The organism is Inquilinus sp. OTU3971, from assembly GCF_038440215.1.
Genome location: NZ_JASATH010000015.1, coordinates 1 through 18,961 on the forward strand (window position 1 = coordinate 1; position 18,961 = coordinate 18,961).

18 protein-coding genes are annotated in these 18,961 nt (G+C 67.6%); 13 read left to right on the forward strand and 5 right to left on the reverse strand.

The genetic code is table 11. The features are described from left to right. Window positions 1-207 precede the first annotated feature (207 nt). The 4 genes from AAHM41_RS05835 to AAHM41_RS05850 all read left to right on the forward strand — a co-directional run bounded on the left by AAHM41_RS05835 (window position 208) and on the right by AAHM41_RS05850 (window position 3,697). A complete protein-coding gene (locus tag AAHM41_RS05835; RefSeq protein ID WP_342235581.1) occupies window positions 208-1,812 on the forward strand; it encodes a glycosyltransferase family 39 protein in 1,605 nt (534 codons plus the stop codon). After that, window positions 1,812-2,927, forward strand: coding sequence for a glycosyltransferase family 2 protein (locus AAHM41_RS05840; RefSeq protein ID WP_342235643.1), 1,116 nt, complete (start codon window positions 1,812-1,814; stop codon window positions 2,925-2,927). Before AAHM41_RS05835 ends, AAHM41_RS05840 begins: the two co-directional genes overlap by 1 nt. A 131-nt stretch (window positions 2,928-3,058) precedes the next feature. Next, window positions 3,059-3,319, forward strand: a complete 261-nt coding sequence (locus AAHM41_RS05845) for a type II toxin-antitoxin system RelE family toxin (protein WP_342235582.1) — start codon at window positions 3,059-3,061, stop codon at window positions 3,317-3,319. Between the two features lie 9 nt (window positions 3,320-3,328). After that, on the forward strand, window positions 3,329-3,697 hold the full coding sequence (locus tag AAHM41_RS05850; protein ID WP_342235583.1) for a helix-turn-helix domain-containing protein: 369 nt from the start codon (window positions 3,329-3,331) through the stop codon (window positions 3,695-3,697). Between the two features lie 40 nt (window positions 3,698-3,737). Here the strand turns inward: AAHM41_RS05850 and AAHM41_RS05855 are convergent, their stop codons facing one another. After that, the gene (locus AAHM41_RS05855; protein ID WP_342235584.1) at window positions 3,738-4,373 is read right to left on the reverse strand and encodes a TetR family transcriptional regulator; all 636 of its coding nucleotides are present in this window, start codon (window positions 4,371-4,373) and stop codon (window positions 3,738-3,740) included. Window positions 4,374-4,817: 444 nt separating this feature from the next. Between AAHM41_RS05855 and AAHM41_RS05860 the strand changes: the two genes are divergently transcribed. Next, window positions 4,818-5,984, forward strand: coding sequence for an efflux RND transporter periplasmic adaptor subunit (locus AAHM41_RS05860; RefSeq protein WP_342235585.1), 1,167 nt, complete (start codon window positions 4,818-4,820; stop codon window positions 5,982-5,984). Next, a complete protein-coding gene (locus AAHM41_RS05865; RefSeq protein WP_342235586.1) occupies window positions 5,981-9,127 on the forward strand; it encodes an efflux RND transporter permease subunit in 3,147 nt (1,048 codons plus the stop codon). The genes AAHM41_RS05860 and AAHM41_RS05865 overlap by 4 nt, the downstream gene beginning before the upstream one ends. Before the next feature lie 123 nt (window positions 9,128-9,250). Here AAHM41_RS05865 and AAHM41_RS05870 read toward each other — a convergent pair whose 3' ends face one another. Further along, window positions 9,251-9,811: an ankyrin repeat domain-containing protein gene (locus AAHM41_RS05870; protein WP_342235587.1), complete on the reverse strand. Its 561-nt coding sequence runs from the start codon at window positions 9,809-9,811 to the stop codon at window positions 9,251-9,253. Between the two features lie 148 nt (window positions 9,812-9,959). Between AAHM41_RS05870 and AAHM41_RS05875 the strand changes: the two genes are divergently transcribed. From AAHM41_RS05875 to AAHM41_RS05890, 4 genes are all read left to right on the forward strand, one after another. After that, window positions 9,960-10,613: a peroxiredoxin gene (locus AAHM41_RS05875; RefSeq protein WP_342235588.1), complete on the forward strand. Its 654-nt coding sequence runs from the start codon at window positions 9,960-9,962 to the stop codon at window positions 10,611-10,613. Between the two features lie 12 nt (window positions 10,614-10,625). After that, window positions 10,626-10,871: a hypothetical protein gene (locus AAHM41_RS05880; protein WP_342235589.1), complete on the forward strand. Its 246-nt coding sequence runs from the start codon at window positions 10,626-10,628 to the stop codon at window positions 10,869-10,871. Window positions 10,872-11,013: 142 nt separating this feature from the next. Then, window positions 11,014-11,634, forward strand: a complete 621-nt coding sequence (locus AAHM41_RS05885; protein ID WP_342235590.1) for a hypothetical protein — start codon at window positions 11,014-11,016, stop codon at window positions 11,632-11,634. A 433-nt stretch (window positions 11,635-12,067) separates the two neighbouring features. Beyond that, window positions 12,068-13,879 carry an ABC transporter ATP-binding protein gene (locus tag AAHM41_RS05890; RefSeq protein ID WP_342235591.1) on the forward strand — a complete coding sequence of 604 codons (1,812 nt, stop codon included), beginning with the start codon at window positions 12,068-12,070 and terminating at the stop codon, window positions 13,877-13,879. Between the two features lie 51 nt (window positions 13,880-13,930). On the opposite strand, the gene AAHM41_RS05895 is transcribed toward AAHM41_RS05890, so the two are convergent. Then, entirely contained in the window at window positions 13,931-14,743 is an 813-nt protein-coding gene (locus AAHM41_RS05895) for a S1 family peptidase (RefSeq protein ID WP_342235592.1), read from the reverse strand. A gap of 111 nt (window positions 14,744-14,854) precedes the next feature. After that, window positions 14,855-15,763 (reverse strand): LysR family transcriptional regulator, encoded by a 909-nt coding sequence (locus AAHM41_RS05900; protein WP_342235593.1) that lies wholly within the window; start codon window positions 15,761-15,763, stop codon window positions 14,855-14,857. 111 nt (window positions 15,764-15,874) lie between these two features. On the opposite strand from AAHM41_RS05900, the gene AAHM41_RS05905 reads away from it, so the two are divergent. The 3 genes from AAHM41_RS05905 to AAHM41_RS05915 all read left to right on the forward strand — a co-directional run bounded on the left by AAHM41_RS05905 (window position 15,875) and on the right by AAHM41_RS05915 (window position 18,068). Beyond that, window positions 15,875-16,615, forward strand: coding sequence for an SDR family oxidoreductase (locus AAHM41_RS05905; RefSeq protein WP_342235594.1), 741 nt, complete (start codon window positions 15,875-15,877; stop codon window positions 16,613-16,615). Window positions 16,616-16,716: 101 nt separating this feature from the next. Further along, entirely contained in the window at window positions 16,717-17,643 is a 927-nt protein-coding gene (locus tag AAHM41_RS05910) for an SMP-30/gluconolactonase/LRE family protein (RefSeq protein ID WP_342235595.1), read from the forward strand. 11 nt (window positions 17,644-17,654) lie between these two features. After that, window positions 17,655-18,068 carry a fosfomycin resistance glutathione transferase gene (locus tag AAHM41_RS05915; RefSeq protein ID WP_342235596.1) on the forward strand — a complete coding sequence of 138 codons (414 nt, stop codon included), beginning with the start codon at window positions 17,655-17,657 and terminating at the stop codon, window positions 18,066-18,068. 15 nt (window positions 18,069-18,083) lie between these two features. Here the strand turns inward: AAHM41_RS05915 and murI are convergent, their stop codons facing one another. Further along, window positions 18,084-18,953 (reverse strand): glutamate racemase, encoded by an 870-nt coding sequence (murI, locus tag AAHM41_RS05920; RefSeq protein WP_342235597.1) that lies wholly within the window; start codon window positions 18,951-18,953, stop codon window positions 18,084-18,086. Between the last annotated feature and the right edge of the window lie 8 nt (window positions 18,954-18,961).

Below are 18,961 nucleotides of genomic sequence, written 5' to 3' on the forward strand. Positions count from 1 at the left end.
GGGGGGCGGGGGGGCGGGGGGGGGGGGGGGGGGGGGGGGGGGGGGGGCCCCCCCCCGCGGCCCTGCTGTAACCCGTCGCACCAGGCCGGAATGATCCGCGCTGGCCGGCCGGGGCCCGTGCTGGTATGAAGCGCGGTCGCGCCGGATCGACCGATCCGCGTGATCTATAAGCGCAGCCCGTCCTCGGGGCGGCTGCTGGGAATGCGGATGACCGACGCTCTCTCCGCCGCGTCCGCCCGGCCCGGATCCACGGGATCCGCCGGCTGGCTGCGGCTCGACACCCCCCAGGGGGCGATATTCTGGCTGATCCTGCTGGGCGGGCTGCTGCGGCTCGCCCTGGCCTGGGCGCTCGGCTACGGCAACGGCGAATCCTACTACGTCGCCACCGCCCGGTTCTGGGCGCTCAGCTATTTCGACCAGCCGCCGCTGTTCCTGTGGCTGACCCACGCCATGATCGGGCTCGGCGACGCCGAGCTGTGGCTGCGCCTGCCCTATGTGCTGATGTTCGGGGTATCGACCTGGCTGATGTATCGGCTGGGCGCGGTTCTGTTCGGCGCCTGGGCCGGGGTCTGGGCGGCGCTGCTGCTGAACCTGTCGGCCGTGTTCTTCCTCAGCGTCGGCAGCTGGGTGCAGCCGGACGGGCCGCTGTTCCTGTTCCTGCTGGCCGCGGCGTACTGCACGGCAAGGGTGGTGGTGCCGGAGCCGGAGACGCTGTCGCCCGGCGCCGCCTGGGGCTGGTGGCTCGCCGCCGGGATCTGCTTCGGCCTGGCGCTGCTGTCGAAATACCACGCCGTGCTGATCATGGCCGGGCTGCTGCTGTTCCTGCTGACCACGCCAGGGCGGCGGCGCTGGCTGGCCCATCCGGCGCCCTGGATCGCGGTGGTGGTCGCCTTCGCCATCTTCTCGCCGGTGCTGATCTGGAACGCCGAGAACCAGTGGGTGTCGTTCCTGTTCCAGAGCGGCCGCAGCTCCGGCGGGCGCTTCCGGTTCGACTGGCTGGGCCAGAACATCGGCGGCCAGGCGATCTGGCTGCTGCCCTGGATCTGGCTGCCGATGATCTGGGTGTTCGTCGTCGGCCTGCGGCGCGGGCCGAAGGATCTGCGCGGCTGGTTCCTGGTCAGCCTCGCCATCATCCCGATCGTGCTGTTCACCGCGGTCGCCTCCTGGGCCAAGGTCGGCGCTCATTTCCACTGGCAGGCGCCGGGCTACCTGATGCTGTTCCCGCTGCTCGGCGCCGCCACGGCGCGGTGGCTGGAAGGCGGCAGCCGTCCCGCCCGCATCTGGCTCAAGGCGTCGGCCATCGCCACCGTGGTGGTGCTGGTGGTGTTGGGCAGCCATGCCGCCACCGGCTGGATGCGGGCCCTGCCCTATCTCGATCGCGAGAAGGACCCGACGCTGGAGGGGCTGGACTGGACCGATCTGCGCGCCGCGGCGCAGGAGCGCGGCTGGTTCGACCGGCCCGGCCTGTTCGTGGTCGGCACCCAATGGCACCAGGCCGGCAAGATCGACGTCCAGCTCGGCGACCGGCTGCCGGTGCTGTGCCTGTGCGAAGACCCGCGCAACCTCGCCTTCGGCTGGAACCAGATGGATTTCGCCGGCCATGACGCGGTGATCGTCGGCCAGGACGAGTTCCTGAAGAGATTCGACGAGCGCTGGCGGCCCTATTTCGCCTCGGTCGAGCCGCAACCGGACATCATCGTCCATCGCGGCGGCCGGGCCGAGCTGACCCTGCACGTCTACACCGCCCGTGGCTTCAAGGCGCCCTGGCCGCTGCCGCTGCCGCCGAACGCACCGTGGGAAGCTGCCAAGTGATGCGCTACGAGCTCGCCGTCGTGGTGCCGACGCTGAACGAGGTCGGCAATGTCGGGCGCCTCGTCGAGCTGCTCGACGCGGCGCTGGCTGGGATCGCCTGGGAGGTGATCTTCGTCGACGACGATTCGACCGACGGCACCGCCGAGGCGGTCTACAAGATCGCCGAGACCCGGGACAATGTCCGCTGCCTGAAGCGGATCGGCCGGCGCGGCCTGGCCTCGGCCACGGTCGAGGGCATGATGGCGACCGGCGCGCCCTATCTCGCGGTGATGGACGCCGACCTGCAGCATGACGAGACGCTGCTGCCGCAGATGCTGCAGCGGCTGAAGGCCGACACGCTCGACATCGTCGTCGCCAGCCGGTTCCTGCCGGGCAGCGACCTCGGCACCTTCTCGGAGAAGCGCGAGCGCCTGTCCGGCCTCGGCATCCGCCTCGCCCGCATGGTGGTGCCGCGCGAGCTGAGCGACCCGCTCAGCGGCTTCTTCATGCTGCGCCGGCCGCTGATCGAGGAGGTCGCGGACCGGTTGAACGGGCAGGGCTTCAAGATCCTGCTCGACATCTTCGCCTCGGCCGGGCGCCCGCTGCGCTTCGCCGAGCTGCCCTTCGTCTTCCGCAGCCGGCTCAGCGGCGAAAGCAAGCTCGACTTCGCCGTGAGCCTGGAATTCCTGATGCTGATCTTCGACAAGCTGCTGGGCGGCACGATCCCGGCGCGTTTCATCCTGTTCGTCATGGTCGGGCTGTCCGGCGTGGCGGTGCAACTGGCCCTGGTCGGGCTGTTCCTGCACGCCTTCGACTGGGACTTCTACTGGGCCCAGGCGGTGGCGACGGTGGTGGCGATGTCCTCGAACTTCGCCCTCAACAACCGCATCACCTATCGCGACAAGCAGCTGCGCGGCCGCGACTTCCTGCGCGGCCTGCTGTCCTTCTATGCCGCCTGCGCCATCGGCGCCGTGATCAACCTGCAGGTGGCCGAGTTCCTGTACGAACAGCACCTGCCCTGGGCCCTGGCCAGCTTCCTCGGCGCCGCCCTGTCCTCGGTCTGGAACTTCGGCGTCACCTCGACCTTCACCTGGACCAAGCGCCACCGCCCGCGCACCCAGGCGGCGGGGGAGTAGGCGGCCGCCCGGGGGCTCCGAGGCGGAGATCAGGGGCGAGGATGGGACAAGATCCTGGGCGCTTTACCGCTGATTGGCAATGCGCAAGGCCATGGTTGTCATTTTTGTTAGCAATTCGCTAATATTCACTCATGAAGTCGGTCCGCTACAGCAAACTCGCCCTCAGAGTTCTGCAGCGGATGCCGGCCAATACCGCTCGCACGATCCGGGCCAAGATTGAGCAGTATGCGGCGGATCCGGCTTCTCTTGCCAACAATCTGAGGCCGTTGAAGGGCGACGAGTTCAAAGGCTACACGCGGCTTCGAGTCGGCGATTGGTGGGTCATCATGCGTGACGACGGTGCTGTCGTCGACATCGCCGAGATCGGTCCGCGCAGCGATATCTACGACTGAGAGACAGCCATGGACGTTCAGTACATCGACACTCCGGCCGGGCGCTTCGCCGTCATCCCCGAGGCCGAGTTCCGTCGGCTGGCGGCGGCTGCCGAGGATGTTGCGGACTCCGCGATCGTCCGCGAATTCGAGCGGAAGCTGGCGGCCGCCGAGGAGGAACTCCTGCCCTCCGCTATGGTCGACCGTCTGCTGGCCGGCGAGAGCGCCGTGAAGGTCTGGCGCGAATATCGCGGCCTCAGTGCCCAGCAACTTGCCGCCAAGGCCGATGTCAGCGCCGCCTACATCAGCCAGATCGAAAGCGGCAAGCGCGACGGCACGGTCTCGACCCTGCGCAAGATCGCGGATGCGCTCAAGGTCAGCCTCGACGACCTTGCCTGAGAGCATGGGTGACGGCCGGAGCCCGGCCGGCACTCTCCGCTTAGCACATCGCCGGCTCGGTCTCCCGGCGGAACGACCGGAACAGCTCGCCGACGCTGCGGGTGCCGGTCTCGACCAGGTCGAAGCGGCGGCCGAAGCGGATCCAGTCGACCATCAGCCCGACCATCAGGCAGGTCAGGGTGCTGGCCGCCACCTCGGGCGGCCAGGCCGGGCTCAGCCGGCCGGCCTCCCGCGCCATGGTGAAGGCCCGGCTCATGGTCGCGCGCATGTGGTCATGCGCCTCGCGCTGCCGGGCCAGCGCCGCCAGCATCTCGCCGACATACTCGCAGCGGCAGGTCAGGATGGTGAAGACGCGCTGGCGCTGCTCGTCCTCGGTCAGGGCGACGAAGCTCTCGACCATCGCCTGCTCGACCAGGCCCAGCGGGTCGGGATGGCCGTCCGCCATCGCCCGCTCGACGATGTCCTCCGCCGGCAGCTTCACCCGCTCGTGCAGCGCCTCGAACAGCTCGACCTTGTTCTTGAAGTGCCAGTAGATGGCGCCGCGGGTCACCCCGGCGGCGTTGGCGATCAGCTCCAGCGAGGTGCGCGACACCCCGTCGACGAAGAACAGCCGCTCTGCTGCGTCCAGAATCTTCTGCCGGGTCTCTTCCGCCTCGGCCTTGGTGCGGCGTGCCATGTCTCTACTCCTCTCCCCCTTTTTTCTCTTTACATACGTCCAAGTATGTATATAAGTCCATCCCTGCATGATGTCCCGGAGGCCCCGGGATGTGTGCGGTGCAAAAGATTCCGACAGCGGGAAGGGGTTGTCGTGAGCTCAGCCATCCGGGATTCGGGGTGCTCCCCGACACGATTCCGTCGTTCCGGGGACCGGCTGCCGCGTCTCTCCCGATAACAAATCTTAATATGTCGGCTCGGCCTCCGCCATTGCCCGGGCGGCCAAGAGCAGGCATTCTGAAGGTGCGCCGATATGGCGGTGTGGGGGCCGGGTGAAACGTCGAGGGGATCTTCCACATCCCTGAAACATACATGCTGGAATGTATGTAAATCAATCCCGCACTGACAGCGGTCGGTCAAATCTATTGTGCAGTGCGAAAAACTCTGAGGCAAAGGTGCGGTCACCGTGAGCAAGACGTCATCACTTCGCGCCGTGGCATTGGCCATCACCCTGGCCGCCGCGCCGATTCTTGCATCTTGCAACGAAAACACCGGTGAAGCCCAGGCCCAGACGCAATCCGCGCCGCCGCCGCCGGAGGTGACGGTGCAGGAGGTGTCGGCAGGGCCGGTGCCGCTGACCTACACCTATGCCGCCCGGGTCTCGGCCTTTCGCGAGATCGAGGTGCGCGCCCGCGTCGGCGGCATCCTGCTGAAGCGCGACTACACCGAGGGCGAGCGGGTGGCGGAGGGGCAGGAGCTGTTCCGCATCGACCCCGCGACCTACCAGGCCGAGGTGGCGCGCGCCCAGGCCCAGCTGCAGCAGTCCCAGGCCCAGCTCGCCAACGACCGGACCAACGCCGAGCGCGCCGCCAAGCTGTTCGCCGCCCGTGCCGGGTCGGAGCGCGACCGCGACGACGCCGCGGCCAAGGTGCGCACCGACGAGGCGGCAGTCGCCTCCGCCCAGGCGCAGCTCAAGACGGCGCAGCTCAATCTCGACTATACGACGGTGACGGCGCCGCTCGGCGGCATGACCAGCATCGAGGAGGTGCCGGAGGGCAGCCTGATCAGCGCCAACGGCCTGCTGACCCGGATCACCCAGCTCGACCCGGCCTATGTCAGCTTCTCGTTCAGCGACGCCGATTTCGCCGAGATCCGCCGGCTGCTCGACGAGGGCAAGGCCGACGGGCCGAGGGACCGCCGCTTCCCGGTGTCGGTCAAGCTCGGCGACGGGCGGACCTACGACCATGGCGGCACCATCAACTTCACCGACAGCATCGTCGACGACCAGACCGGCACGATCCGTGCCCGGGCGATGCTGCCGAACGCCCAGGGCATCCTGATGCCGAACCAGTTCGTCCGCGTCACGGTCAGCGGCCTGGCGCTGAAGCAGGGCATCGTGGTGCCGCAGGTGGCGGTGATGCAGGGCCCGCAGGGTCCCTTCGCCTACGCGCTGGGCGAGGGCGACAAGGCCGAGGCCCGGCCGCTGACGCTCGGCCGCGAGGTCGAGGGCGGCTGGCTGGTCGAGGCCGGCCTGAAGGCGGGCGACCGGATCATCACCGAGGGTGTGATCAAGGTCCGGCCGGGCAGCCCGGTGCGCCCGTCCCTCGCCAAGGTCGCGGAGGCGACTCCGTGATCTCGCGCTTCTTCATCGACCGGCCGGTCTTCGCGGCCGTCCTCTCGATCGTCATCACCCTGGCCGGGCTGGTGGCGATGCGGGTGCTGCCGATCGCGCAGTATCCGGAGATCGTGCCGCCCGAGGTGTCGGTCTCGGCCAGCTATTCCGGCGCCAGCGCCGAGACCGTGGCCCAGACCGTCGCCGCGCCGCTGGAGCAGCAGATCAACGGCGTCGACAACATGCTGTACATGCGGTCGACCAACACCGGCGACGGCACCATGACGCTGACCGTCACCTTCAAGATCGGCACCGACCCCGACCAGGCGACGATCAACGTCAACAACCGCGTCCAGCGCGTGCTGCCGACCCTGCCGCAGGAGGTGCAGCGCACCGGCGTCCGCGTCGACAAGAAGTCGAGCTCGATCCTGCAGGCGGTGATCCTGCACGACGAGAGCGGGCAGTACGACCCGATCTACCTGAACAACTACGCGCTCCTGAACGTCATCGACGACCTCAAGCGCGTGCCCGGCGTCGGCGACGCCACGCTGTTCGGCGCCGGCAAGGACTATTCGATGCGGATCTGGCTGCGGCCGGACAAGCTGGCGCAGTACAGCCTGACACCCAGCGACGTCTCCGCCGCGATCCAGGAGCAGAACGCCCAGTTCGCCGCCGGCCGCTTCGGCGAGGAGCCGGATGCGAGCGGCCTCGCCTTCACCTATTCGGCCACCACCGATGGCCGGCTGCCGAACGCCGAGGCCTTCGAGAACATCATCCTGAAGTCCGACAGCAACGCGGCGACGCTACGGCTGAAGGACGTGGCCCGGGTCGAGCTCGGCGCCCAGGCCTACAACTCCGCCGCCAACTATAACGGCAAGCCGGCCGCCGCGATCGGCATCTATCTGCAGCCCGGCGCCAACGCGCTGGAGACGGCGGAGGGAGTGAAGGCCCGGATGGAGGAGCTGAAGCCGGCCTTCCCCGACGGCATCACCTACGCCATCCCCTACGACACCACCCGCTTCGTCCAGGTCTCGATCGACGAGGTGATCAAGACTTTCATCGAGGCGATGGTCCTGGTGGTGCTGGTGGTCTTCGTCTTCCTGCAGAATCTGCGGGCGACGCTGATCCCGGTGATCGCCGTGCCGATCTCGATCCTCGGCACCTTCGCCGGGATGTACATCCTCGGCTTCTCGATCAACCTGCTGACGCTGTTCGGCCTGATCCTCGCCATCGGCATCGTCGTCGACGACGCGATCGTGGTGCTCGAGAATGTCGAGCGCATCATGCGTACCGAGAGGCTGCCGCCGAAGGAAGCGGCGCGGAAGGCGATGGACGAGGTCTCGGGCCCGGTCATCGCCATCGTGCTGGTGCTGTGCGCGGTGTTCGTGCCGGTCGCCTTCATGGGCGGGCTGGCGGGCGAGATGTACCGGCAGTTCGCCGTCACCATCGCGGTGTCGGTCACCATCTCCGGCATCGTCGCGCTGACACTGACCCCGGCGCTGTGCGCCCTGATCCTGAAGCCGGGCCACCACGAGCCGGCGCTGCCGTTCCGCTGGTTCAACCGGGTGTTCGACGGCATCACCTCGGCCTACACCGCCGGGGTGCGCTTCTTCCTCAAGCGCTTCGCCATCGGCCTCTTGCTGTTCGCCGGCTTCGCCGGGGTGGCGGGCTACCTGTTCCAGAGGATCCCGGGCTCGCTGGTGCCGGACGAGGACCAGGGCTACCTGATCGTCGCCGCCTTCCTGCCGCCGGCCGCCTCGCTGGAGCGGACCGAGAAGGCGCTGTCGGAGGCGACGCAGAACATCCTGAAGCACCCGGCGGTCAGCGAAAGCATCGACGTGCCCGGCTTCGACCTGCTGTCGGCGGCGCAGAAGACCTATGGCGGCGTCGTCTTCGTGCCGCTCAAGGACTGGTCGCAGCGCACCGACCCGGCGATGGACGCGCGCAACCTGCCCGGGCCGTTCATGGGCATGAATGCCGGCATCAAGGACGCCATGGTGCTGGCCTTCAACCCGCCGCCGATCATGGGCATGAGCACGACCGGCGGCTTCGAGGCCTATGTCCAGGACCGCACCGGCGCCGGCTATCCGGCGCTGGCCGAGGCGACGCAGAGGCTGGTCGATGCCGCGGCCAGGCGGCCGGACCTGGCCGGCGTGCGATCCCAGTTCAACATCGCCATCCCGCAGTACAAGCTCGACGTCGACCGCGAGAAGGCGCGGGCGCTGGGCGTGCCGATCTCGTCGATCTTCGACGCCATGCAGGCCACCTTCGGCAGCCTCTACGTCAACGACTTCACGCTCTACGGCCGCAACTACCGGGTCAGCCTGGCGTCGGAGGGCAGCTTCCGCCAGCGGCCGGAGGATCTGAAGCAGGTCTTCGTCCGCGCCGACGGCGGCGCCATGATCCCGATCGACGCGCTGGTGAAGAGCCGGCGGGTCGTCGGCCCCGACCAGGTCGAACGCTTCAACATCTTCCCGGCGGCGAAGATCATGGGCGGCCCGGCCCCGGGCTACTCCTCCGGCCAGTCGATCGCGGCGATGGAGCAGCTGGCCAAGGAGGTGCTGCCCCAGGGCTATGCCCTGGCCTGGACCGGCTCGGCCTTCCAGGAGCAGTCGACCGGCGGCTCCGGCAACCAGGCGCTCCTGTTCGGCCTGGTCATGGTGTTCCTGATCCTGGCGGCGCAGTACGAGCGCTGGTCGCTGCCGATCGCGGTGCTGACCGCCGTGCCCTTCGCCCTGTTCGGGGCGCTGGTCGCGGTGTGGCTGCGCGGGTTGCAGAACGACGTCTACTTCCAGATCGGCCTGGTCACCCTGATCGGCCTCGCCGCCAAGAACGCGATCCTGATCGTCGAGTTCGCGGTGCTGAAGCGCGAGGAGGGGATGAGCGCCGTCGACGCGGCGCTGGAGGCGGCGAAGCTGCGCTTCCGGCCGATCGTGATGACCTCGCTGGCCTTCATCCTGGGCTGCCTGCCGCTGGCCATCGCCAGCGGCGCCGGCTCGGCCAGCCGCCACTCGATCGGCACCGGCGTGATCGGCGGCATGCTCGCCGCCACCGTCATCGCCACCTTCTTCATTCCGATGTTCTACCGGCTGATCGCCTGGCGCGATCGCAAGAAGCCGGCAACCGAAGCGGGGCCCGCCTTCCCCCAGGCGGAGCATCCGTGAGACGGGGTCGCCCCACGGCCCCGTCTCGGTCCCGGTCGTCATTGCTGCCCCTCGACGACCGGGACTCCTAACCGGACGGGGCGCGGACCGCAACCCGCGCCCCGTCCGTCGTATCCTATGAGGTCAGTCCGACGCACCGGCCTTGCGCAGCCGCGAGGCGACCGAACGGGACCGGCTGGTCTCGGCCCAGCCCAGGGCGGAGCGGCCAGTGAAGTCGCGCAACTGCGGGTTGGCGCCGCCCGCCAGCAGCGCCTCCACCGCCGGCAGGCTGCCGCCGCGCGCGGCCGCCATCAGCGGGGTGATGCCCTGGCGATTGGCGCGGTTCGGGTTGGCCTTGCCGTCCAGCAGCGCCCGGACGATGCCGGCATCGCCGGTGTCCGCCGCCCAGAACAGCGGCGTGTTGCCCAGCGAATCCGCCTGGTCCGGCTGGGCGCCGAAGCGCAGCAGCTCGCGCACCAGGGCCGTGCGGCCGTCGCGGGCGGCGATCACCAGCGGGGTGCGGCCGCCGGCGTCGGTCGCGTTCGGCGGGATCCCGCTCAGCAGCAGGGTGCGGACCTTGTCGACATCGTTGGCGTCGACCGCCCGGATCAGCTCCGGCGCCCGGCGCAGCACGTCGATCTCGGCCACGGCCGGGCCGCTGAGGGTGAGAAGCAGCGCCGCCGCGGCGCAGATGCCTCGTCTCATCTCGATCCTCCGGCTGTCCCGCCGGCCCGGCGGGCCCGGGCGCGAGCTTATACCGCGCCCCATGGCCCGGACCAGCCGGTTGGCCCTCGCGGTGCTGCTGGACTATCCTCTGCCGACGCCGTCACCGCAGTCAGCAGTGAGTCCCGCCATGACCGAGACATCCCCCCTGCCCAGCCTGCCCCGCCTCGGGCAGGTGGCCCCGCCCTTCGAAGCCGAGACCACCCATGGGCGCCTGGCGCTCGAGGATTTCCGCGGCAGCTGGGTCGTGCTGTTCTCGCACCCGGCCGACTTCACCCCGGTCTGCACCACCGAATTCGTCGCCTTCGCCCGGATCGCCCCGGCGCTGAAGGAGCGCGGGGTCGAGCTGCTGGGCCTGTCGATCGACAGCATCTACGCCCATCTCGCCTGGACCAAGCGGATCGAGGAGCTGTTCGGCACCAGGATCCCGTTCCCGGTGATCGCCGACGGCGACCGCAAGGTGGCGACGCTCTACGGCATGATCATGCCGGAGCAGTCGGGCACCGAGACCAGCCGCTGCGTCTTCGTCATCGATCCGACCGGGGTGGTGCGGGCGATGATCTATTATCCGCTGACCACCGGCCGGAACATCGACGAGATCCTGCGCCTGGTCGACGCGCTGCAGACCACCGACAAGCACAAGGTCGCGACCCCGGCCGACTGGCGCCCCGGCGGCAAGGTGATCGTGCCGGCGCCGCGCACGATCGAGGATGCCGACGCCCGGGCCAAGGGCGGGTATGCCTACACCGACTTCTGGTATTGCGAGACCGAGGTGAAGGGCTGACCCGGTCCGGACATGGCCTGCATCAACCCGGACGGCACGCTGACCGAGGTGGCGAAGCGCAGCCTCACCCTGCTCGCCGTCCCGCACACCGCGGCAAGGCTGGCCGAGGCCGCCGGCCTGCCGCTCTGGCGGGTGCGCGCCACCCTGCGCGAGACCGGCCGGGCGAAGCTGATCGCCTGTCTTGACCCCGATGCCGCCGATCCGTCCTGGCAGCTCACCGAGCTCGGCGTCGAGGCGCTGGAGCTGAGCCAGGATTGATTGCGCTTTACTGATACATCACAATGGGATAAGGGTCTGAGTTGAAGCGCGTTGTGAGCCCAGCCGGTGCGGCGGAGCATTTCAGATTCTGTCGGCGGGGCTTCTGCGCTAAAGTGCGGGCGATGGATCTGCGGGGGTACCGATGAGGATGATGAAGGGTTTTGCCGCGGCCACGTTGGTCGCCATGGCGTTGGCGGCCTGCCAGGAAGCACCGCCGCCGAAGCCACAGACGGGGGGGCTGTTCCCCGATGTCGGCAACTACCAGCCGGTGAACCTGCCGGCGAAGGCGCAGCTGACGCCGACCGAGGTGCGCTACGACCTGCTGGTCAAGCTGCAGACCGAGATGATGGTCACCGGGCTGAGCTGCAAGGAAGAGTTCAAGGATCCGATCATCTTCCGGACCTTCAGCCAGTGGGTGGTCAACAACGACGACCGCATCCTGGAAACCCAGGACAAGCTCGGCCGGCTGCTGGGCAAGTACAGCAAGGGCAACGGCCAGCGCCTGTTCGACACCTATCGCACCAAGATGGCGAACGACGAATCCCAGCGCATGCAGCGGATGACCCAGACCGCCTACTGCCTGGCGCGCCAGGACCAGTTCGCCGAGGTGGTCAAGTACAATCCGCAGCAGCTGGACGAGTATCTCAACAAGACCTACGAGATGCTGCACACGCGCTACAACGAGGTCGGGGCGAAGACCCAGACCGCGGCGGCGCCGGCCGACAAGGCGGCAGCTCCGGCCGTCAAGCCGAAGAAGCCGTAAGGACCAGCTTTCTCTTTTGCGGATCCATCCGGAAAGGGCCGCGCGAGCGGCCCTTTCTCGTCTCTGATCCGCATCGGCCCGATAATCTTCCCATCGCGACTTGCCGAAACATTCTGTCGCTGGTATCAAGAACCTCCCGTCCGTCGCGGCGGGTTGAACGGCATCCACAAGAACGGCAGAGGGGAGTTGCAGTGACATCGCCACGCATCGTCAGCTCCCCGGACCTCCGTCACTAGGTAGGTCCGCCTCCGCGCTCTCGGCTGGTCTGGCCCCGGGGGCCTCCGGACCCTCGCCGAGGACGCCCATCGGCCCTACATCGCCCGGGCGCCCAATCCGAAACCCTCAGATCGCCGTCGGCGCCGGGCCCCGCCCTCGCCGACTCGCCTGAACCGTTCAGCCGGGAGGATGCCGCTTCGGCGGTGTCGGAACGACCGTGGCGCCAGACCAGACCACCAAAGACCAGACCACCAATCAGAATCCGCTGCTGCGCGTGCTGCGCTTCAGCTACGGCCATTGGCGCCGCCATCCGCTGCAGATCGCGGTCGGAATCGGCGGCGTGCTGGCCTCGACCGGCATCGACGTCGTGCTGCCGGTGTTCGCCGGCCATATGGTCGACGCCATCGCTTCCGGCCCCGGCGGCTATGACGCGGCGCTGCAGGCGCTGCTGACCATCGTCGCGCTCGGCATCGTCTATGTGGCGCTGCGCGACACCGTGTTCCGCGCCATCATCCGGCTGACCACCCGGGTCATGCAGGCGATGACGCAGGAGGCGTTCTGGCGCGTCCAGCGCTTCTCCACCGACTGGCACGCCAACGCCTTCGCCGGCGCCACGGTCCGCAAGATCAACCGCGGCACCTGGGCGATGGACCTGCTGAACGACGTGATCCTGGTCGAGCTGCTGCCGTCGATCCTGGTCCTGCTCGGCGCCACCGCGCTCCTGGCGGCGCGCTGGCCGCTGATGGGCGCGGCGGTGGCGTGCGGCGTCGCCGTGTTCCTGTTGGTCAGCCTGGTGCTGGTGCTGCGCTACGTCGCCCCGGCGGCGCGGCTGGCCAACGAGATGGATTCGAAGCTCGGCGGCAACCTGGCGGATTCGATCGGCTGCAACGCGGTGGTGAAGACCTTCGGCGCCGAGCGGCGCGAGGATGCCTTCATCGCCCGCACGGTCGAGATCTGGCGCCAGCGCACCATCCGCACCTGGCATCGCGGCACCAATTCCGGCACCACCCAGAACCTGTTGATGGTGGGGCTGAACGGCATGGTGCTGGGCATCGGCCTGTGGTTGTGGGGCCGCGGCATGGCGACGCCGGGCGACATCACCTACATCCTCGGCACCTATGCCCTGATCCACGGCTATCTGCGCGGCGTCGGCATGCATGTCCGCAACCTGCAGCGTGCGGTCAACGACATGGAGGAGCTGGTCGACTTCATGGACCAGCCGCTCGGGGTCGAGGACCGGCCGGCGGCGCCGGAGATCAAGGTCGAGGCCGGCCGCATCGACTTCGACGCCGTCACCTTCCGCTACCACGGGCAGCGGGAGCCGATCTATGACGGCTTCACCCTGACCATCGCCCCGGGCGAGCGGATCGGCCTGGTCGGCCATTCCGGCAGCGGCAAGAGCACCTTCGTCAAGCTGGTGCAGCGCCTGTACGACCTGAACGGCGGCGCCATCCGAATCGACGGCCAGGACATCGCCGGGGTGACGCAGGAGAGCCTGCGCCGGCAGATCGCGCTGGTGCCGCAGGAGCCGGTGCTGTTCCACCGTTCGCTGGCGGAGAACATCGCCTATGGCCGGCCCGGCGCGACGATGGAGCAGATCGTCGACGCGTCGACGCAGGCCTATGCCCACGACTTCATCTCCCGCCTGCCGCAGGGCTACGAGACGCTGGTCGGCGAGCGCGGGGTGAAGCTGTCGGGCGGCGAGCGCCAGCGCGTCGCCCTGGCCCGCGCCATCCTGGCCGACGCCCCGGTCCTGATCCTGGACGAGGCGACGTCCAGCCTGGACAGCGTGTCGGAATCGCTGATCCAGGCGGCGGTGGAGAAGCTGATCGTCGGCCGCACCACGATCATCGTCGCGCACCGGCTGTCGACCGTGCAGAAGGTCGACCGCATCCTGGTGTTCGACCGCGGGCGCGTGGTCGAGCAGGGCACCCATGCCGAGCTGGTGAAGCGCGAGGGCGGCCACTATCGCAAGCTGTTCGAGCACCAGGCGATGGGGCTGATCGACGGCCAGGAGGAGGCGGCGTAGAGTTCGGGGCGCTCGAACAGGAGCGCCCCACCTCCAGGTCGCCCTCTATCACTATGAATCCGCTGCCGCCTTTTGCATTGCGTCATGAATGATATTATCATTTTTCAAATGATCTATTGAAAATGCATAACCTATTCCAACATTTGCTTGTCTTTCGATTTCTCCAAGAGTCAGTAGAATTTGCCTTTGTCCAGATAAGATTGTCTGCTTGTAGCTGACGCCAGCCACAAACATGTCCCCTCCCATATTATTAATGAGAGATATGTTTGAATTTATCGTAGCTCTTAAACTAGAAAACGCTCTTGTCAGTCCTGTTTCCTTTCTAGTTATTATACATATAACTTCTCCTGTCTCGGGAATAAATAAAGGGCCTCCCGAATTGCTTGGATTTACGCTTCCATCTATCTGTATTACCTCCGTAATTCCAGATTTGTAGAGGGATGATATGGTTCCTCTATGACAAGTAATATTTAAATGTTCGAACGGATATCCAATAAAAGCTACGTCCTGGCCTGGGCGACAAACAGAAGAAGTTGACAGTCTGAAATTGTGTGCCGATGTTATTTTCATTCCATTAGGTATGTTCAATATAGCAAAGTCATAATTGTTTTCTTCCGATCTAGATACGACAAGTTGATTAAATTCTATTTGAGATAAAATAATACCACTTTTTGTGTCATTTTCGCCATTCCGACGAATCCATACACGACATCCATTCGGAGCGCGTGCGACATGTGAATTCGTAATCAAATAGTTGAGAGAGAGAAAACAAGTACCACCGCCAAGACGATTGTTTTTCGAGTCAATAAAAACAATATTATAAACACCGCTTTTTATCCGATCAATTGTGTCTTCAAGGGACATATGCCTACTCCATATTTTGGAAGCAAAAAAACGCTCTCGGAAACATGCGTGAATGCGCGACACCTTAGGAAGGATAGTTGAGATACATGAAAAATTGAAGCAATGAGTTGCTCATTCTCCGTTAGCCGACGGCAGGCGGGCGGCGAATTCCGCCGCCAGCCAGTCGATGAACACCCGGACCCGCGGCGACAGCTGCCGGCTGTGCGGGTACAGCGCATAGACCGGCGCGGGGGCGGGCGGCATGTCGGCCAGCACCTCGACCATGGTGCCGGCCGCCAGATCCTCCGCCAGGCGGTAGCGCGGCAGCTGGATCAGCCCCAGCCCCAGCCGGCCGGCGGCGAAATAGATCTCGGCGCCCGCCGCCGACACCGTCACCGGCAGCGTCACATCGCGCCGGGCGCCGTCGACCGTGAACTCCAGCGGCAGCAGGGCGCCGGTGGCGGAGGACAGGAAGCCGACCATGCGGTGGCCGTCGAGCTCGTCCGGCCTCCGCGGCATGCCGAACCGCTGCAGATAGGCCGGGCTGGCGAAGGTGCCCTCGGCCAGCATCGCGATCCGCCGCCCGATCAGCGTGCTGTCGGCGGGGTGCCCGACCCGCAGTACGCAGTCCACGCCCTCGCGCACCAGGTCGACGAAGCGGTCGCCCTCGCCGAAATGCAGCCGGATCTCCGGGTATTCCTCCAGGAAGCGCGGCAGGCCCGGCATCATGAAGGACCGGGCCAGGATGCCGTGCACATTCACCCGCAGCAGCCCCTTGGGCTTGGCCCCGGTGAAGGCGGCCTCGGCCTCCTCGATATCGGCCAGGATCGACAGGCAGCGCTGGTAGTACGCCTCGCCGTCCAGCGTCGGCCGGACCTGCCGGGTGGTCCGCTGCAGCAGCCGCACGCCGAGCCGCGCCTCCAGCTGCTTGACGCCCTCGGTGGCGGTCGAGCGCGGCAGGCCGAGATCCTGCGCCGCGAGCGAGAAGCTGTGCCGCTCGACCACCCGCAGGAACAGTCGCATCGCGTCCAGCCGGTCCATGGCTATTGTTCCAGATCTCCGAATTATGATGCCAGATCAGAGCAGATTATCCGGAAATGGATAAGGCTCATCTTTGCCTCACCGACATGGAGGTCGGGTTTGGAGGACAAGATGAGCGAACGGAGCAACAAGGTCGCGATCGTCACCGGCGCCTCGCGCGGCATCGGCGCCGCGATCGCCGAGCGGCTCGGCCGGGACGGCTTCACCGTCGTCGTCAACTACGCCGGCAATGCCGAGGCCGCCGAGGCCCTGGCCCACAGCATCGAGCAGGCGGGCGGCCGCGCCCTGACCGCCCAGGCCGACGTCGCCGACCCGGCCGCGGTGCACCGCATGTTCGAGGCGGCCGAGACCGCCTTCGGCGGCGTCGACGTGGTGGTGAACAATGCCGGCATCATGCAGCTGGCGCGGATCGCCGACACCGACGACGCGCTGTTCGACAAGACGATCGCGATCAATCTGAAGGGCACCTTCAACGTGCTGCGCGAGGCCGCCAGGCGGCTGCGCGACGGCGGGCGGATCGTCAGCCTCTCGACCAGCGTCGTCGGCACCAGGCTGGAGACCTACGGCGTCTACACCGCGACCAAGGCCGCGGTCGAGGCGCTCACCGGGATCCTGGCGAAGGAGCTGCGCGGCCGGTCCATCACCGTCAACGCCGTGGCCCCGGGCCCGACCGGCACCGACCTGTTCTTCCACGGCAAGTCGCCCGAGCTGGTCGAACGCCTCGCCAAGGCGGCCCCGCTGGAACGGCTGGGCACGCCGCAGGACATCGCCGGGGTCGTGTCCTTCCTGGCCGGTCCGGACGGCGGCTGGGTCAACGGCCAGGTGCTGCGCGCCAATGGCGGCCTCGTCTGAGGCCGGCCAGATCGGCCTGGACGGGATCGCCGGCAGCGGTATCGTGCGGAAGCCGCCAGCCTGGCCGCAGCCCGATCCGGGCTGATCCGATGGAGGAAGCCATGCCCGAGACCCGCATCATCGCCAGCGGGCTGCAGTTCCCGGAAGGGCCGGTGGCGGAGGCCGACGGCTCCGTCCTGCTGGTCGAGATCCAGCGCGAGACCGTCAGCCGGGTCCGGCCCGACGGCACGGTCGAGGTCGTGGCGCAGCTCGGCGGCGGGCCGAACGGCCTGGCGGTCGGGCCGGACGGCGCGCTCTATGTCTGCAACAACGGCGGCTTTCTGTTCCATCACGACGGCGGATACAACCGGATGCGCCGCGGCGTCCACCCGCACTACACCAGCGGCCGGATCGAGCGCCTCGACCCCGCCACCGGCGAGCTCCGCACCCTCTACGATCGCTGCGGCGACCATCCGCTGCGCGGCCCGAACGACATCGTCTTCGACCGCTCCGGCGGCTTCTACTTCACCGACTACGGCAAGCACCGCGAACGCGAGCGGGACTATGGCGGGCTGTATTACGGCCGGGCCGACGGGTCGCGGATCGTCGAGGTCGCCTATCCGATGGAGACGCCGAACGGCGTCGGCCTGTCGCCGGACGATTCGACCGTCTATGTGTCGGAGACCGAGACCGGCCGGCTCTGGGCCTTCGACCTCGAGGCGCCGGGGCAGCCGAAGCGGCACCCGTTCCCGTCGCCGCATGGCGGCCGGCTGGTCTGCGGCCTGCCGGGCTATCAGCGCTTCGACAGCATGGCGGTCGACGCCCGCGGCAACATCTGCGTCGCCACGCTGATCACCGGCTGCATCACCGTGATCTCGCCGGACGGCACCGTGCTGAACCAGGTGATGCTGCCGGACGACCCGATCGTGACCAATATCTGCTTCGGCGGGCCGGACCGGAGGACCGCCTACATCACCCTGTCCGGCACGGGCCGTCTGGCGGCGATGGACTGGCCGGAGCCGGGCTGCCCGCTGGCTTACCGTCGATGAGGTGATGCCCCATGGTCACCGGCATCAACCACGTCACCCTCGCGGTCAGCGACGTCGAGAGATCGTTCCGATTCTATGTCGATGTGCTGGGGCTGAAGCCCCTGGCGAAGTGGAGCCGCGGCGCCTATCTGCTGGCCGGGGATCTCTGGCTCTGCCTCAGCATCGACGAGAAGACGCGGTCGTCACCCCATCCCGACTACACGCACATGGCCTTCAGTGTCGCCGATTTCGACGCCTGCTCGAAGCGGCTGGCGGACCACGGCGCTCCGATCTGGCGCATCAACCAGACCGAGGGACCGTCGGTCTATTTCCTCGATCCGGACGGCCACAAGCTCGAGATCCATGACGGCGACTGGCGGACGCGCCTGCAGTCGATGCGGGACAACCCGTGGGAGGCCGGGATCGAGTTCTTTCCGGACGACTAGATTCGCAGCATCACCCTACCGTGCCTCGGCCAGCGCTTCCGCCCCGATCGGCCGGAACGGCGCCGGGCGGCCGTGGAAGCGGGTGGCGAGGGCGGAGACCAGCTCCGCATCCCCGGTGGTGAAGAACAGCGGCGATGCCTCCGCCCCGTCGGCGGTGTCGAACTCCGGGTGGCGCTGCAGATAGGCCTCCAGGCTGCGGGCGGTGATGTCGGGCTGGGACAGCATCTCGACGCCCGGCGGAAGCGCCTCGGCGAACAGGTCGGCGACCAGCGGGTAATGCGTGCAGCCCAGGATCACCGCATCCGGCGGCACGCCCTTGAGCTGCCGCATCAGCAGCGCCGCATAGCGCCGGACGGCGCGTCGCAGCACCGCCTCCGGCGCCGCCCGCTCGATCAGCGTCACCAGCACCGGGCAGGCCTGCTGCACCACCGTGATCTCCGGCGCCCGCTTGCCGATCTCCTCGACGAAGGCGCCGGTCCTGACCGTGTGACGGGTGGCGAAGATGGCCACGGTGCGCGGCTCGCCGCGGTGCCGGCCGGTGCGGATGTCGGCCATCCAGGGCACGCCAGTGATCGCCTCCACCATCGGCACCAGCACGCCGATCACCCTTCGGTCCGGGTGGTGCTGCGGCAGCCAGCTCTGCTGCAGCCGGCGCAGCCCGGTGGCGGCGGCGGTGTTGCAGGCCAGGACCACCAGCCGGCAGCCCAGGCCGAACAGCCGCTCCACCGCCGCGATGGTCAGGCGGTAGATCTCCTCCGGCTCGCGATTGCCGTAGGGGGCGTGGCCGTGGTCGCCGAGATAGAGGAAGTGCTGCTGCGGCAGGTGCCGGGTCAGCGCCTGCAGCACCGTCAGCCCGCCATGTCCCGAATCGAAAACCCCGATCATCCGCATCC